General features: G+C 26.6%; 10 protein-coding genes, 4 tRNA genes and 1 pseudogene. 7 read left to right on the forward strand and 8 right to left on the reverse strand.

Annotated features, from left to right (window positions below; genetic code table 11):
* Positions 1-8: 8 nt before the first annotated feature.
* The 4 genes and pseudogenes from fliQ (at position 9) to JG676_RS00395 (ending at position 7,320) form a co-directional block, all read left to right on the forward strand.
* Positions 9-278, forward strand: a complete 270-nt coding sequence (gene fliQ / locus JG676_RS00380) for a flagellar biosynthesis protein FliQ (RefSeq protein ID WP_131164006.1) — start codon at positions 9-11, stop codon at positions 276-278.
* Positions 275-1,051, forward strand: a complete 777-nt coding sequence (locus JG676_RS00385) for a UDP-N-acetylmuramate dehydrogenase (RefSeq protein WP_200216986.1) — start codon at positions 275-277, stop codon at positions 1,049-1,051. Before fliQ ends, JG676_RS00385 begins: the two co-directional genes overlap by 4 nt.
* Positions 1,052-1,074: 23 nt before the next feature.
* Positions 1,075-4,834: pseudogene (locus JG676_RS00390) on the forward strand (Eco57I restriction-modification methylase domain-containing protein).
* Positions 4,834-7,320: a pentapeptide repeat-containing protein gene (locus JG676_RS00395; RefSeq protein ID WP_200216987.1), complete on the forward strand. Its 2,487-nt coding sequence runs from the start codon at positions 4,834-4,836 to the stop codon at positions 7,318-7,320. The pseudogene JG676_RS00390 and the gene JG676_RS00395 overlap by 1 nt, the downstream one beginning before the upstream one ends.
* Before the next feature lie 28 nt (positions 7,321-7,348).
* On the opposite strand, the gene JG676_RS00400 is transcribed toward JG676_RS00395, so the two are convergent.
* The 8 genes from JG676_RS00400 to JG676_RS00435 form a co-directional block, all read right to left on the reverse strand.
* Positions 7,349-8,050, reverse strand: coding sequence for an SIMPL domain-containing protein (locus tag JG676_RS00400; protein WP_200216988.1), 702 nt, complete (start codon positions 8,048-8,050; stop codon positions 7,349-7,351).
* A 265-nt stretch (positions 8,051-8,315) separates the two neighbouring features.
* Positions 8,316-8,403, reverse strand: a tRNA-Ser gene (locus JG676_RS00405).
* 25 nt (positions 8,404-8,428) lie between these two features.
* Positions 8,429-8,502, reverse strand: a tRNA-Cys gene (locus tag JG676_RS00410).
* A 7-nt stretch (positions 8,503-8,509) separates the two neighbouring features.
* Positions 8,510-8,598: transfer RNA gene (locus tag JG676_RS00415), tRNA-Leu, on the reverse strand.
* A gap of 9 nt (positions 8,599-8,607) precedes the next feature.
* A tRNA-Gly gene (locus tag JG676_RS00420) sits at positions 8,608-8,682 on the reverse strand.
* Positions 8,683-8,764: 82 nt separating this feature from the next.
* Positions 8,765-9,550, reverse strand: a complete 786-nt coding sequence (locus tag JG676_RS00425; protein ID WP_200216989.1) for a hypothetical protein — start codon at positions 9,548-9,550, stop codon at positions 8,765-8,767.
* A 68-nt stretch (positions 9,551-9,618) separates the two neighbouring features.
* Positions 9,619-10,212, reverse strand: coding sequence for a bacteriohemerythrin (locus tag JG676_RS00430; RefSeq protein ID WP_200216990.1), 594 nt, complete (start codon positions 10,210-10,212; stop codon positions 9,619-9,621).
* 3 nt (positions 10,213-10,215) lie between these two features.
* A complete protein-coding gene (locus tag JG676_RS00435) occupies positions 10,216-10,836 on the reverse strand; it encodes a bacteriohemerythrin (RefSeq protein WP_200169225.1) in 621 nt (206 codons plus the stop codon).
* A 305-nt stretch (positions 10,837-11,141) separates the two neighbouring features.
* On the opposite strand from JG676_RS00435, the gene mutY reads away from it, so the two are divergent.
* The 3 genes from mutY to topA all read left to right on the forward strand — a co-directional run bounded on the left by mutY (position 11,142) and on the right by topA (position 15,227).
* The gene (gene mutY / locus JG676_RS00440; RefSeq protein WP_200216991.1) at positions 11,142-12,167 is read left to right on the forward strand and encodes an A/G-specific adenine glycosylase; all 1,026 of its coding nucleotides are present in this window, start codon (positions 11,142-11,144) and stop codon (positions 12,165-12,167) included.
* A gap of 63 nt (positions 12,168-12,230) precedes the next feature.
* Positions 12,231-13,076, forward strand: coding sequence for a radical SAM/SPASM domain-containing protein (locus JG676_RS00445; protein ID WP_200216992.1), 846 nt, complete (start codon positions 12,231-12,233; stop codon positions 13,074-13,076).
* Positions 13,077-13,127: 51 nt separating this feature from the next.
* Positions 13,128-15,227, forward strand: a complete 2,100-nt coding sequence (gene topA / locus JG676_RS00450) for a type I DNA topoisomerase (RefSeq protein ID WP_200216993.1) — start codon at positions 13,128-13,130, stop codon at positions 15,225-15,227.
* Positions 15,228-16,183 lie beyond the last annotated feature (956 nt).

Genomic DNA, 16,183 nt, shown 5'->3' on the forward strand with positions numbered 1-16,183 from the left:
GGAAAATTATGGATGAGAGCACTCTTGTAGCCCTTGGGGTTGCTACTTTTAAAGTTACACTGTTAATCTCCTTGCCTATGCTTCTTGCAGGACTCATAGCAGGACTTATTATAAGTATTTTTCAAGCTACAACACAGATAAATGAAATGACTCTTTCTTTTGTTCCAAAAATCATTTTAGTTGTAATTGTAATCATCTTTTTGATGCCTTGGATGACAACAACAATGATAGAATTTACTGAAAATATTTTAAATCAAATTCCAACCTTTATCAAATGATAATAGACTTCAAAAAATACTCATCCGTGCGTATAGGTGATAAATTTGAAGTTCAAGTTTTAAACAAAATAGAAGAATTTGATGGCTTTTTAATAGGCGGGGCAAATAATTTATTAATTAGCCCAAAACCTAAAAAAATGGGAATTTTAGGAGATATTTTTGATTTTATAGAAATACTTGATAAAAATAAAGACTTTATTATCTTACGCATAGGTTGCAAAACAAAAGCAAGTAAAATTTATCGCTTTGCTAAAGAAAACAATCTTCTAGGCTTTGAGTTTTTGCAAAAAATCCCAGGCACACTTGGTGGGCTTTTAAAAATGAATGCAGGACTTAAAGAAGAATGCATCAGTCAAAATTTAATCAAAATTGCCACCGCTAAAGGTGAAATTATACGTGAAAATATAAATTTTGCTTACCGCTTTTGTCCTTTGCAAACACCTTTTTTTTGGGCTGAATTTAAGCTTTGCTTTGGTTTTGATAAAACAAAAGATGAATTTTTAAAAAATGCCAGAAATAACCAACCAAGCGGAGCAAGCTTTGGCTCTATCTTTAAAAACCCAAAAGACAATTTCGCAGGAGCTTTAATCGAAGCTGTAGGACTTAAAGGCTTTAGCAAAAATGACGCTATGCTAAGTGATAAACACGCCAATTTTTTAATCAACAAAAAAAATGCTAGCTTTGATGATGCACTTTTTCTTATAGAACTTGCTAAGAAAAGAGTTTTTGAAAAATTTGGAATTTTATTAGAAGAAGAAGTAATCATACTCTAACTTACTCATTTTAAAGGATTTTTATGAAATTTATCAATTTAAATCAAAAAGATTTTTTTAATCCTTATTATCTTAAAAAACAAATCACACAAAATGAATTTGATAGTTTCAAAAAGCTTTTAAACATTTACTTAGATGATCTTGAAAACTCTAAAAATCAAAATGAAGACTATCTAGTAGCTAATGCTCTTGCACCCTTTTTAAAAGCTTTAAATTTTAATACCGCTATAAAACATAAACAAAAAGGCAAAAGTGAGATTGATCTAAGTCTTATCAATAAAGAAGATTTAGAAGTCATAATCGAAGCTAAAAAACAAGGCTCTAAAGAATTTATCACGCCAACTTCTTTAAATTCAAAAGCACTTTGCGAAAGCATACTTTATTATCTTAGAGAAAGAGAACATAATTTTAATCTAAAATTTATCATCATCACTAATTTTTATGAATTTTATATTTTTAAAGCAAAAGTTTTTGAAGAGTCATTTTTTAATGATACAAATTTCAAAAAACTTATCAACACTTTTAATGATAGCAACTCTCTTATCAATAACACAGAAGAATTTTACAAAGAATGCTCTAAGCTTATAGAAAATAAAAAGCAAAATTTAGAAGGCTTTTTTATAGATTTAAAGATCTTTAATGACAAAGAAAAGCAAAATTTTAAAAATTTAAAAACTATTTTTAAAATTTTTAATAAAGATTTTTTACACAATGAATTTAACCCCAATGATGCAAATTCCTTAAACAATGCCTTTTACAAAGAGCTTTTATACATCTTAGGGCTTTATGAGAGCAAACAAAACTCAAAACTCATTATCACAAAAAGCCAAGAGAGTAAAGAAGAACAAGGCACTTTTTATACCGCTATAAATTCTAAACTTCAAAAAGAAGATTTTGAAACCATTTTAAAACTTTTGATCTTATGGCTAAATCGCATTTTGTTTTTAAAACTTATAGAGTCAAATTTGGTGCGTTTTAATGATAATAAAAATTTGAAATTTTTAAATTTTAAAAAAATCCCTGATTTTGATAAACTTAGCGAACTTTTCTTTGAGATTTTGGCTAAAGAAAAAAGCAAAAGAAAGAAAAGTGTATTTGCTTATCTGCCTTATCTAAATTCTTCTTTATTTGAAAAACAAAGCATAGAAAATACGCTTGAAATTTCAAGCCTGAGCAATGATTTAAAGCTTTTTTACTACAAAAACACCATATTAAAAGATAATAAATGTAAGATCAAAAAAGGACAAGTTGGGCTTTTGGAATACTTGTTTGAATTTTTAGATAGCTTTGATTTTGGTAGCGATGATGAACAAAGTGAAATTTTAAGCCAAAAAGAACTCATAAGCTCAAGTGTTTTAGGAAATGTGTTTGAAAAACTAAACGGCTATAAAGAAGGAAGCTTTTACACACCAAGCTTTATCACTTCTTATATGTGTAAAGAAAGTATCACAAAAATCGTGCTTGATAAATTTAATGCCAAATTTGATCTTGATGCTAAGGATATAAGCGAACTAAGAAAGTCTTTAAGAAAAGAAGATAAAAAGATACAAAAAGAGCTTTTAAATTCTATAAAAATTTGTGATCCTGCCGTAGGAAGCGGGCATTTTTTAGTTTCTGCTTTAAATTGTTTACTTAGCATTTATGATGAGTTAAATCTTTTTGATGAAGAATTTTATCTAGAAGTGCAAAACGATGAAATTCTAATCACCAATCATAAAGGCGAATTTATAGAGTATAAACGTCCAAGCACGCCTAAAGATAAAGTCCATCTTATCCAGCAAGAACTTTTTTATACCAAAAAAGATATCATAGAAAATAATCTTTTTGGGGTTGATATCAACCCAAACTCTTGTGAAATTACCAAGCTAAGGCTTTGGATAGAATTACTAAAACACAGCTTTTACCAAAACTTTGATGATGAAGCTTATCACGATCTTAAAACCCTGCCAAACATCGATATAAATATAAAATGCGGAAATTCTTTGGTATCTTATTTTGAAACAGGTAAAAGCTTAAACCATTATCCTAATATCAAAGAACGTATGAGTAAATACAAACGCATAGTAAAAGACTATAAAGAGGGATTTTACACAGATAAAAGCCACATCAACCAAGAGATAAAAAATCTCAAAATTTCTTTTAAAAATTTCTGCTTTGCGGATAAATTTAAAAAAGAAATGAAAGGTTTTAACGATAAATGTGAAAAATACTCTAAAAAATACGGCAATTTCTTAGCCATAGATGATGAAAATTTGAAATTCTTTGTTAGTGCGAATTTGACTCTTTTTGACTTTGACGAAAAAGAAGCCACAAAAGAATTTGCAAATCTTAAAAAAGAATACGACAATATTTTCAATCTAGAAAACAATCATCCTTTTGAATGGCGTTTTGAATTTCCTGAAATTTTAGACGATGATGGAAATTTCGAAGGTTTTGATCTAATCATTGGCAATCCGCCTTATATAAGACAAGAAGAGCTTAAAGAACTAAAACCTCATCTAGCTAAAAACTATAAAGTTTATAAAGGAACAAGTGATATTTATACTTATTTTTATGAATTAGGATTTAACGTCTTAAAAGATAGGGGGGGGGGTATTGAGTTATATCACTTCTAACAAATACACGCGCGCAGGATACGGAGAAGCTTTGCGTGAATTTTTACTTAAAAATGTTAAGGTTTTAGAATACACTGATCTAAACGGCGTAAAAGTTTTTGATAGTGCTAGCGTGGATACTTCTATACTTTGTTTTGAAAAATCAAAAAGCAAAGATAATAAATTCAAATACCTTGCTCTAAATAATGAAATTTTAAAAGCTTGTGCTTATAACATTGGCTTATATAAGGACTTTGCAGAATTTTCGCAAAAGTCTTTAAGCAAAGAAAGCTTCACTTTTAGCGATGAAAATACTAGCGTCTTAAAGGCTAAGATAGAACGCATAGGAACTCCGCTTAAAGACTGGTATGGACTTAATATAAACTATGGGATAAAAACGGGCTTAAATGAAGCCTTTATCATCGCCACTGAAAAAAGAAATGAAATTTTAGCAAATTGCAAAGATGAAGCCGAAAAAGAACGCACCGCTAAACTCATACGCAAAATGCTACGCGGACGCGATATAAAAAGATATAGTTACGAGTGGGCGGGACTTTGGATAATAGTCTTTGAATTTGGAAGTTATAAAATTTTAGAAAAAGATTATCCAGCCATATATAATCATTTAAAACAATACAAAGAAAAACTTCAAGCTAGAGGGCAATGCACCAATAAACCTGTGACAGAGCAAAAGCCATATTTGGGACAACATCATTGGCTTGAGTTAGACAATAATCCAAATAGAGAGTATTTATCACAATTTGAAAAAGAAAAGATAGTTTATAGTGAAATTGTAAGAAGACCGCAATTTTATTTAGATACAGATTTGAATTTTTATGCAGAAGCCACAAGTTTTATTTTAACAGGTAAAAATTTAAAATATCTCATTGCTTTTTTAAATAACGACTTTGTCGCTTTTATTTTTAAAATATTTTATGCAGGCGGAAATTTAGGGGAAAATGGTTTTAGATATAAAAAGGCGTTTTTAGAAAAACTCCCTATCCCCAAAATAAATTCCAAAAATGAAAAATTAGCAAACGAGCTTATAAATTTAGTCGATGAAATTTTAAAAACCAAAGAACAAAACAAAAACGCAAACACTCAAGAACTAGAAAATAAAATCAATTCTTTGGTTTATAAACTCTACAATCTCACCGAAGATGATATAAAAATCATAGAAGGAAAATAATGGATTTAGTAAGTAATTTTTTATCCCAAAAAAATATTGATTCAAAAATCACTTTTGAAAAATATATAATGTTAAACACAAAATTAAATAATGAAAAGCAATATTCTGTAAAAGATGTTTGTTATTTTAATGCCAATAATGATAACCTTAAATGGCATTATGATAAAAATAAGATTTTAGAAATACATTTAAACAATATGCTTTTTGAGCAAGATTTAGTTTTTGACAATGTGAAAAAACTATCTTTGATCATTAATGATAATGTCAAATTTGATAAATTGTTTATTAATAACTGCAATGAATTATATTTGCAATTTAATGGGAGAGTTGAAGTTATTGATAAAATTAGCATTAATGACTGCAAATTTAAACAAATATCTATCAATAATCATATAGATGGAAATATTGAATTTCAAAAATGTGAATTTAATGATTTTAATTTATATGGCTTTCCTAATGCCGTTATAAAAGGTGCTTTTACATTCGATTTTTGCGAAATAAAAGAAAGGGCTAATTTTATGAATTTTGAATTTAAAAATAAAGTTAGTTTTAAAATGTCCAAATTTAAAGATAATACCTATTTCAATAATTCTGTTTTTAAAGATTACGCCGATTTTCACGAGTGCGAATTTGAAAAAACGGCTTGTTTTTATGGAGCAACGTTTGAAAAAGATCCAAATTTTAGTGCTTGTTATTTTAAAGAACCAAAAGCCATAAATTTAATCAATATTGATATAGATAAACTTGATTTTAAATCAGTGGAGCAATATATAAAAGATAATTATCAAGATGAAAGCTATAAAGGAGAAATCAAGGGAATCGAGGATAAAAAAGAGGAAATTAAAATTCAAAATAAATATAAATTAAGATGTATTAAAAATTTAAAAGATTCTTTTAGAACTATTAAAGATGTTTTAATAATGCAAAATAACACCCTAGAAGCTCAAGAATGGCACAAGCTAGAACTTTATGCAAAAGAAAAAGAGTTAGAAATTCAATTAGGTGATGATAATAAAGGTGTCATTAGAAATAATCGAAAAATAAAAAAACTGAAAATAAAAAAATTAATTATTAAGTTAAAAGGTATGTTTTCAAAACTTCAAAATCTAGGCGACATATATGTAAAAATTTGCGATTTTGTTGTTTATTTTATAATGATTATGGGAAAATCAATTTTTGCAATTATTAAAATATTTTACAATGTTATAAACGGTATATATAAAATAATACAAATTATTTTATCTTGCATATTTTACATAGCTTCAATTGACAGAATTTTAAAACTTAGGTATTTAAAATTTTATAGAAAAATTAAAAGTATTGGAAAAAAGATGGTAGATTTTACCTTATGGTTTGATTGTATTTTGTTACAAGTTTATAGAAATACTAGTAATCATCATACAAATTTCTTAAAAATTTTAAATTTTACAATTTTAATGATTTCATCATATGCTATTTTCGGTTTATTAGTTTTAAATAATATGGATTTTATATTATCTTTTGGTCCAATGACAATAGCTGCAACGAATTATATCGTTTTGTTAATGTTATTAATTATTTTTATTAGCCTTACAAGGAAATTATATCAGTATGGTGCTAGTTTATTATTTCTTATTTGCGGTCTTTTTATAATCAGCATAGTATCATTTTTATCATCAATATACATTCCAGCTTTTTATTTTTTAATTTATTTTGCAAGTGTATTAATTTCCTATCTTTTATTTATCTGTAAAATTAAACTTTTTGTTTTTATTTCGAGATTGTTTGCCTACACTTGTCTAATTGGAGTTGTTATTTTAAAACCTCAACTTATAAATCCTTTTGCAGGAATTTTTTCATCAGATAAACTTTATGAAAGTAAATTTGAAAAAAGGTTAAATGACTTAAATACAAGTGCCATTATAAACATTGCAAAACTATCTCAAAAAGATTTTAATTTCACCAAAGAATATATAAATATTTCTTTTACGGAATTAAATTCAGCTAAGGCTTTGATAATAGCAAATAAAGAAAAATTAAAAGAAATTTTATCTAAAGTGTATGATGATAAATATGAAAGTGATTATAAAAAAGTTTTAAATGAACTAGAGAACAACACATCAAATGTAAAAAATATCATAGAAAAAATAGACAATAAAAATAACAATAGCGTTGTATCTGCTCAACTTAACCAATTTTCAAAATTAAATTTTACCCAAGAAGTAGATTTTTTACATGGAATAAAAAGCAATTTTTCTATATCTAAAAAACTATCGCCTGAACAAATAGCTCTTTTTGATCAAAAAGATAGTCAAGATAAATTAAAAAGTGTCTTAGCTCTTTTGAAATTTAAATCAAATTTTAAAGGGATTTTAAAAACTATAAATCAAGATGAAATTATCCAAAGTGCCATAAAATCCACTAGTGTTTTATATAGCATTATTCTTTTGCTTTGTATATTTTCACTCCAAAAAACCGCACGCAAAAATTCCATAGTGCCAAGCTAAGCTTTCAAGGCTTAGCTAAGCTTTACAATCAGTCTTTTAAGTAGTATTCTATAGTAGAAACCACTCTTATGGTTTTGATATAAGGGGTATTTTTATCTCTATTGCTGATGCTAAATTGCCCTTGAGAAGCTTTTTTAATTTTACCCAGTGTGCTATTTGAATCTTGTGCGAATTTTAAAGCTGCATTTCTGGCATTGAGCGTTGCTTCTTCTATCATCTTTGGTTTTATCTCGTTTAATTTTGTATAAAGATATTCTATTTCATAATTTTCTATTTTTATCACTATACCAAATTTTCCAAGTGTTGAAATTTTTTCTAGTATGCTTTTTCCAAGTTTAACATTTTTAGTATAGATGAGCAAATTTCCTGTGCCTATATATCTAAAGGCTACTTGATTGTCATTTCTATAAGGATCGCTTAGTTTATCTGTGATATTTGGGGCATTATAGCTTATCTCATCAGCTCTTACGCCTTGATCTTGCAAAAATTTAAGTATATTTTGCTTATCTTTTTCAAGTTCTTCATATAAACTTGTAAGATTGTTGCCTGATCTTGTAAATTTTATAGGAAAAATCAAAGTATCAGCTTCTACATCTTTTTGACTTAGACCTTTTACGCTTACACTTCTTTCAAGCGTTTTAAAGTCATTTAAAGCCTTATTAAAACCAAAGGCTAAAATCAAACTTGCCAAAATGATAGCTAAAGATATAAAAAAAGTATTTAATTTCATTTTTATCCTTTAAAAAAAGTTTTAAATTTACAATAAAATTTTGATAAAATGAATTCTTGTTTTCCTTTTATCTGTATTTGTAATAATATTATAAAATCTATAAATATATATTTTAAAACTTTTATTTCACTTAAAAATTATAGAGCGTTTGAAAGTTAAAACATTTTTAAAAATTTAAAATTCCAAAGATTTTAAATTTTTAAAAAATAGCTAAAGATAAAAATTCAATTCTTAAAACAAAATTTAGAAACTAGAAAACAAAACGTGGCCGGGAGAAAGGGATTCGAACCCCTGGAGGTGTGACCCTCAACGGTTTTCAAGACCGCCGCTTTCGACCACTCAGCCATCTCCCGAAAAAATTGTAAAGAAATCTATCGCTGGAGGCGACATCCGGATTCGAACCGGAGATCAAGGCTTTGCAGGCCCATGCCTTACCGCTTGGCTATGTCGCCTTGAATATGGTGCCCGAGGCCGGACTTGAACCGGCACGGAAGAAAAATTCCGAGGGATTTTAAGTCCCTTGTGTCTACCAATTCCACCACCCGGGCGGGTGATAATGGAGCGGGAAACGAGAATCGAACTCGCGACACCAACCTTGGCAAGGTTGTGCTCTACCCCTGAGCTATTCCCGCGAAAAAACTTTATATAAAATAAGTAAGTAAAGATGAAATCTTAACAAATTAAACTTAAAATATTGTTAAGATTTATTTTTATTTACTTACAAATATAACTTACAATAGCTTCTAATTTCTGATCCCCTTCTGTTACGATAGGCAAAGAAAGTTCTACTCCATCCATTTTAGCACTTGAATTTAAAACCCTTGGCATCATTGCATTTGGCTGTCTTTGGGTGATATTTAAAGATCTTAAAGCACAAGTTCTATTTAAATCGCTAGAATATTTTTTTTCATATTCTAATGATTTTGCTAAAAGTTTATCATAAAGTTTTTCTTTGCTTTCTTTTAAAAGCTCATCAGAAAATTTAGCATTTAAAGAAGGCATTGAAACGCTTACAAAATCACTTTTTGCTACAATGGCATTTAAATCATTGATAAAAGCATTGAATGCACTTAATTCTTCTGGTTTTATATCACAATTTAAATAAGCGTTTAATCTTTGTCCTTTTGGAATTTGAATTCCATCTTTATAAGAGAAATTTGGCTCCAAGCTATAAGAACCACCGGTACAAAATTTATCTTGTTTAGCTCTTTGTAAAATTTGATTAAAAGTATTAGAGATTTGATTTTTTTCTTCTTGAGTTAAAGAAATTTTTGTACTTAAAAGCTCATTTGCCCAAAAATTAATATGCGCATTAAACACATCAGGACTTATTTTTGAACTTTCTTTAATATTCCTTGAAAAGCTTAAATATCTATTGGAGTTCAAACTACTATTTAAATCTTTTTTCTTGTTTAAAAACTCAACATTAAAAATAACCCCTAAAATAAAAAGCAATAGACATAAAAAACCTACACCCAAACCCTTAAAAAAAGTTAGCATATTTCTTTCCTTTGTTAAAAATTTAAGCTAATTTTAGCAAAGAAATATAAAAATCAATATTCTATTATTTATCCTTTTTTTAAAAATCCTATAATATGATTACATTTTTTACATCTAAATTTAGCATTTTTATCTTGAATCTTTTTATGAATTCCAAAAGGCACATCGTGAATTTGTCCTAAACATTGACAAGTGTAAAAATAAATTGCTAACTCATCATCTTCATCTTTGATTTCTTCAAAACTTATATCAGCCCCACTATCAGAACTTAAAGATCCTATTCTCCATTGCTCTACTTTCATATCTTCATAAAGTATATGTTCTAAAAGCCATTTTTTTACCATAGCATAAAGCTTTTCTTTTAAATCATTTGTGGTTTTTATATTTTGTATAAGCTCTATCATAGATTGGGTGATTTCTTTATGAATCCTGCAGTGCTCTTCAAAATAAGGATATTTAATAGCCGACATATATTTTTCTTCATCATTAAAATGATATTTCATATAATTAAAAAATTCCATAAGCAAGGTTTTAATTTTATCTTTATATACAGGTTTATCAAGCATATGCTCTACTTTTGCTGCAAGTTCAAATAGTTTTTTATGCTGAGCATCAATTTTACTATTGTGAACACTATAACTCTTATCCCATTTTGGTAGCAATCTTTATCCTTTATAAGTTTTTTCTTCACTCTTAATAAAAACTAAAAGCTGATGACATTTTTTGCATTTTATAGTTGTATCATCATTAGTCATACTCATATGTTCTTTAAAATTTAATCTATGATTTATTTTGCAAGGACAAGAATAAATAAATTCTAAATTTTCATGTATTATGGGTTGATTTTGGACTGATTTTTCATCATTTAAAGTTTTCGTTTTATTTTCATTGGCCCAAATTGCTATTTTAAGATCATATTTTAAGATATGTTTATAAAGCCAATTTGACATCATATAATACAATCTTTCTTTAAGATCATTTGTGGTTTTTATATTTTGAATCAATCTAGACATTTCATATATGATATTTTTATGCATTTGTCTATGCTCTTGAAGATAAGGATATTGGATCTCTTCCATAAATTTTTCTTCATCATGGAAATGCTCTTTCATGTAGTTGAAGAGTTCTGTTAAAATTTCTTTTAATTCATCACGTTTAACAAATTTATAAACTGCATTTTCAACTTTTGCAGCAAGTTCAAAGAGTCTTTTATGCTGAGCATCAATTTTTTTATTATTAATACTATAGCACTCATCCCAAGCTGGGATTAATCTATAATCTTCCATTTTATCCATTCCTTTACAGAATATTCTGTAAATATTCTGTAAATATTCTGTAAATATTATATCACAAAGATTTCTATTTTCAAAATAAAAATTTATTTTTTAGATATTTTTTAATAATATATTTTAATAATATGTTTTAATAATATTTTATTTTAAAAATGAAAAAACAAGCTTTTTGTATATTTTTATTAAATTTTTGTTAAATTAATTAAAATTTAATTACTTTTTTAATATTTATAAATTTGTCTTAGGGCAAAAATTAAAATATATTGCTATAAATTTTATTTTTTTGCTATACTCTTTTTATGCAAAAACAAACCCTAACTAAATTACAAAACAATCTTCTTATTTGGTATGAAAAAAATGGCAGAAAAGAGCTACCTTGGAGAAATTTACAAAGCTCTTTATGTGATAAAAGACTTTACCATATTGAACGCTCTTATGGGGTATATATCAGTGAAATTATGCTTCAGCAAACTCAAGTAAAATCTGTTTTAGAAAAATTTTATTTTCCTTTTTTAGAAAAATTTCCAAATTTAATTAGCATTGCAAATGCAGATGAAGATAAACTTTTAAAAGCATGGCAAGGACTTGGGTATTATTCTAGAGCTAGAAATTTAAAAAAAGCAGCTATGGCTTGTATGCAAAAATTTAATGGTTCTTTGCCAAAAAATATTAAAGATTTAAAAAGTTTAAGCGGTATAGGAGCTTATACGGCTGGAGCTATTGCTTGCTTTGGATATGATGAAAAAGTAAGTTTTGTTGACGGCAATATAAAACGTGTTTTATGCAGACTATTTGCTTTAGAAAGTCCTAATATGAAAGAATTAGAACTCAAAGCTGAAAAAATTTTAAATTTAAACAATGCTTTTGATCATAATCAAGCTTTACTTGATATAGGAGCTTTGATTTGTTTGCCTAAAAATCCAAAATGTGGAATTTGTCCAATTTATGAGTTTTGTCTAGGAAAATTTAATACAGAACTTTATCCAAAAGTTAAAAAAATATCATATGAAAATTTAAATTTAAATCTTGTTTTATTTGAATTTCAAAAGAAATTTAGCATCCAAAAAAGCTCTAAAAAACTTTATAAAGGTTTATATAATTTTCCCTTTTTTAAGGATGATGAATTTAATTTAAATGAAAATATGAAACCAATAGCTGATTTTAAACACGGCTATACCAAATTCAAAATTAATGTTAAAGTTTATCATCAAATTTTAGATAAAGAAGATAAAAGCTATGAATTTAAAAGTTTTAAAGAATTAGACAATATACCCATTTCAATTCTTTCCTTAAAAGCCTTGAAAAAAGTTAAAAATCTATTATAACTTAGTGTTTGGTTTTAATTTATTATAATATAAAATTATTTTAAAAATTTAAATTGGACAATAATGAAATTTAAAAAAATTTATATAGAACTTAGCGATATTTGTGGTTTAAAATGTGAATTTTGTCCTTCGATGAAAAACATAAGAGGAATTATGAAATTATCAAATTTTAAAGCTTTAGTTGAAGAAATTTCAAATAAAGCAGAACTTTTTACTTTTCATTTGCTAGGCGATCCTTTACTTTTATCTAATCTTGAAAAATATATTCAAATAGCTTATGAAAAAAATATGAAATTAGAGCTTACAACAAGTGGTTTTTACTTTAATACTAAAAATCAAAATTTACTTTTAAAATATTCTAATATTTACCAAATCAATATTTCAATCACAGCCTTTTTAAGTCAAAATAAATTAAGCCTAAAAGATTATTTTGAACCAATTTTAACTTTTTTTAAAGAACATCTTAAGCAAAATGCTAAAAGTTTTATTAATCTTAGGCTTTGGAATTTAGATGAAAATTTTAATTTTCCTAAAGAAAATTTAGAATTTTATCAATTTTTAAACTCATATTTTAATACTAAAATAGATCCTAAACTAGCAAAAAATCGTCTTGCAAGACATATAATATTGCATCAAAAAAAATCATTTAAATGGCCTAGTTTAGAAGATGAAATTATAAATACTAAAGGAACTTGTTATGGGCTCATTAAGCAAATTGGAATTTTAAGCAATGGCGTAGTTGTGCCTTGCTGTTTAGATGCTAAAGCTTGTATTAACCTTGGAAATATCTTTGAAAAATCTTTTACAAGCATTATTAATTCTCAAAAATCAAAAAAAATTAAACAAGGCTTTAAAGAAGGAAAATATCTAGAAACTTTATGTCAAAGATGCACATTTAATGTAAGTTAAATTTAATTTTTTTTAGCTAAATTAAACATTTTATTTTACAAAAGGCAAAGAATGAAAAAAAACCTAATCATAGTCGAATCTCCAGCTAAAGCAAAAACCATAGGAAATTTCTTAGGAAAAGATTATGAAGTTATAGCCTCTAAAGGTCACATCAGAGATTTACCAAAAACAAGCTTTGGAATCAAAATAGAAAATGATAATTTCATTCCTGAATATAAAATTACAAGTGATCATAGTTCTTTAGTAAAAGAATTAAAAGAAAAAGCTAAAAATGCTAAAGAAATCTTTCTTGCAACGGATGAAGATAGAGAAGGTGAAGCTATAGCTTATCATATAGCAAAAGCTATAGGAAAAGATGAAGAAAAACTTCCTCGTATTGTATTTCACGAAATTACAAAAAGTGCTATTGATCATGCTTTAAAACATCCAAGAAAACTCAATATGAACTCAGTCAATGCACAACAAACCAGACGCTTACTTGATCGCATTGTAGGTTATAAATTAAGTCCTCTTTTAGGACAAAAAATTCAAAAAGGCTTGAGCGCTGGACGTGTTCAAAGTGCAGCTTTAAAGATCATAGTAGATAGAGAAAAAGAAATTCGTGCTTTTATTCCTTTAGAATATTTTAGTATCGATATGATTTTTAAAAAAGACTTAGAAGCAGAACTTATTGAATTTGATAAAGGAAAAATAGAAAAACTTACTATTACCAATAAAGATCGTGCTAAACTTATTTTTGAAGCTTGTAAAAATGATAATTATTTTATAAATGAAATAGAAAGCAAAGAAAGAAAAATATCTCCGCCACCACCTTTTATGACCTCAACTTTACAACAAAGTGCTAGTAATCGTTTAGGATTTAATCCTAAAAAAACCATGATGATAGCTCAAAAACTTTATGAAGGTGTAAATACACACCAAGGCACAATGGGTGTAATCACTTATATGAGAACAGATAGTTTAAATTTAGCCAAAGAAGCGGTGCAAAATGCAAGAGAATTTATTAAAAATAATTTTGGAGAAAAATACTTACCAAACAAAGCTAATATTTATACAACAAAATCTAAAGGAGCACAAGAAGCACACGAAGCAATAAGACCTACAAATTTAGACTTTACTCCAGAAATAGCAACTAAATTTTTAGATAAAGATGAATTAAAACTTTATGCTTTAATTTATAATCGTTTTTTAGCCTCTCAGATGAATCCTGCTATCTCTGGAATTCAAAATGTTTTTATAAAAAATGATAGAGCTGTATTTAAAATAAGTGGTAGGAAAATACTATTTGATGGATATTATAAAGTATATGGAGATATGGATAAAGATAAAATTTTACCTGATCTTAAAATTGGTGAAAATTTAAAAATACAAAATTTAGAAATGAATTCCCATTTTACAGAACCTCCTTCAAGGTATTCTGAGGCAGGACTTGTAAAAAAACTTGAAAGTTTAGGTATAGGACGCCCTTCTACTTATGCTCCTACTATTTCTATACTTACAAGTCGTGATTATGTAAAGATTGATAAAAAACAATTAATTCCTAGCGAAACAGCCTTTGTAGTTACTGAAATGCTTGAAAAAAACTTTAGTGATATAGTAGATAGTAAATTTACTTCAAATCTTGAAAACACACTTGATGAAATTGCTGAAAATAAAGCTAATTGGCAAGAAACTTTAAAAGAATTTTATTATCCTTTTATAAGAAAAATAGAAGAAGGAAAAACAAAAATTGTTAGTCAAAAAACTATAACAAAATTAGGCGAAATATGTCCTGATTGTGGTGGTGAACTTGTTATAAGAAAAGGGCGTTTTGGCGAATTTATAGCGTGCTTAAATTTTCCAAAATGCAAATACTCAAGAAATTTAAAAAATGAAAATAAAAATGAAGAACAAAACCCTACAAAAACCAAAATAAACTCAACAGGTATAATTTGCCCAAGTTGTAAAAAAGGAGAACTTGTAGAACGTTTTTCAAAACGTGGAAAATTTTATGGTTGTAGTACCTATCCAAAATGCAACTTTATAAGTAAATATAAACCAAGTGAAGAAAAATGCAAAGAATGTAATGAAATTTTAGTGATTAAAGAACTTAAAAAAGGCACTTTTTTAGAATGCCCTAAATGCAAAACAAAACAAGAAATTAAAGATTAGTCTTGCTATAAAAATGGAAATAATAAATTATCCATTTTTATAGAATTTTATAAATTAAAATATAAAAACAATGCAAAATTAAAGTTTAAAAGGATTAAAATACAAAAAATTTCAAAAATAAGTATTATTAAAACTGATATCATTTTAAGCTTAGGTTCTGCTTGTCGCACTGCACATCATTTAAGAAAAAATCATTTAAGATCACTTTCTTCTCCGCTTGATTGGATAGTAAGCGGGGATTTTAGATATAATTTATGATTTATTTTGCAATGATTTTAAAGATTTTTTCTTAAATTATGAAGTAGTCAAACATTCCCAAAAAAGCAATAAAGTAGATGAGCCAATTCATGTTAAAGATACTAAATATAACATTTTATCTATTCATCGCTTCTTTACCAATGAAGATTTAAAAATTCAAAGCAAAAGAGTTAATGAACAAAGTATTTATCGTTGGAATAAAATTAAACAAAAATTATTTTTAGCCAAAAATATTACTTTTATACACTGTGGTCAGTTTGAACTTGAGAAAATGAAAAAATTTTTAATAAAAATCCCTCTTCTTTTAAAAATAAACAGCGGGGGGAATAATAAAAAGTATTATTTTATAAATATTGATTCAAATGAAATTTAAACGAAAATGAAATTTATATAAATGAGTTTAAAATTGATGAAAATTTGTGTATTATAAATTATATAATCAATGATTCTTATAACGGTTTTATAGGAAATGCATCTGCTTGGAAAAAAATTTTAAAAAGTGTAAAAATGCCATTAAAAATTAAAATAAAAATGCTATTAATGATTTTTTTTATCCGCTTAAAAAGAAGTTGTAAAAGAAGAATAGCTTTTTTTACAAAAAAATATAAAAATGATATCAATGAATTTCATTAAAATTTGTTATTTTAATAATTAATACAATGTTAAAAATATCTTAAATCTAAAATATCAAAAAAGAT

The organism is Campylobacter sp. 2018MI34 (genome assembly GCF_016598975.1).
In the GTDB taxonomy this organism is placed as follows: Bacteria; Campylobacterota; Campylobacteria; order Campylobacterales; family Campylobacteraceae; genus Campylobacter_D.

What these genes read in the sequence shown, in the direction of transcription:
- JG676_RS00435 (WP_200169225.1), bottom strand. Translation starts at nt 10,836, where the DNA reads ATGGAAGATTATAGATTAATCCCAGCTTGGGATGAGTGCTATAGTATT.
- JG676_RS00425 (WP_200216989.1), bottom strand. Translation starts at nt 9,550, where the DNA reads ATGCTAACTTTTTTTAAGGGTTTGGGTGTAGGTTTTTTATGTCTATTG.
- JG676_RS00400 (WP_200216988.1), bottom strand. Translation starts at nt 8,050, where the DNA reads ATGAAATTAAATACTTTTTTTATATCTTTAGCTATCATTTTGGCAAGT.
- JG676_RS00445 (WP_200216992.1), top strand. Translation starts at nt 12,231, where the DNA reads ATGAAATTTAAAAAAATTTATATAGAACTTAGCGATATTTGTGGTTTA.
- JG676_RS00395 (WP_200216987.1), top strand. Translation starts at nt 4,834, where the DNA reads ATGGATTTAGTAAGTAATTTTTTATCCCAAAAAAATATTGATTCAAAA.
- topA (WP_200216993.1), top strand. Translation starts at nt 13,128, where the DNA reads ATGAAAAAAAACCTAATCATAGTCGAATCTCCAGCTAAAGCAAAAACC.
- mutY (WP_200216991.1), top strand. Translation starts at nt 11,142, where the DNA reads ATGCAAAAACAAACCCTAACTAAATTACAAAACAATCTTCTTATTTGG.
- JG676_RS00385 (WP_200216986.1), top strand. Translation starts at nt 275, where the DNA reads ATGATAATAGACTTCAAAAAATACTCATCCGTGCGTATAGGTGATAAA.
- fliQ (WP_131164006.1), top strand. Translation starts at nt 9, where the DNA reads ATGGATGAGAGCACTCTTGTAGCCCTTGGGGTTGCTACTTTTAAAGTT.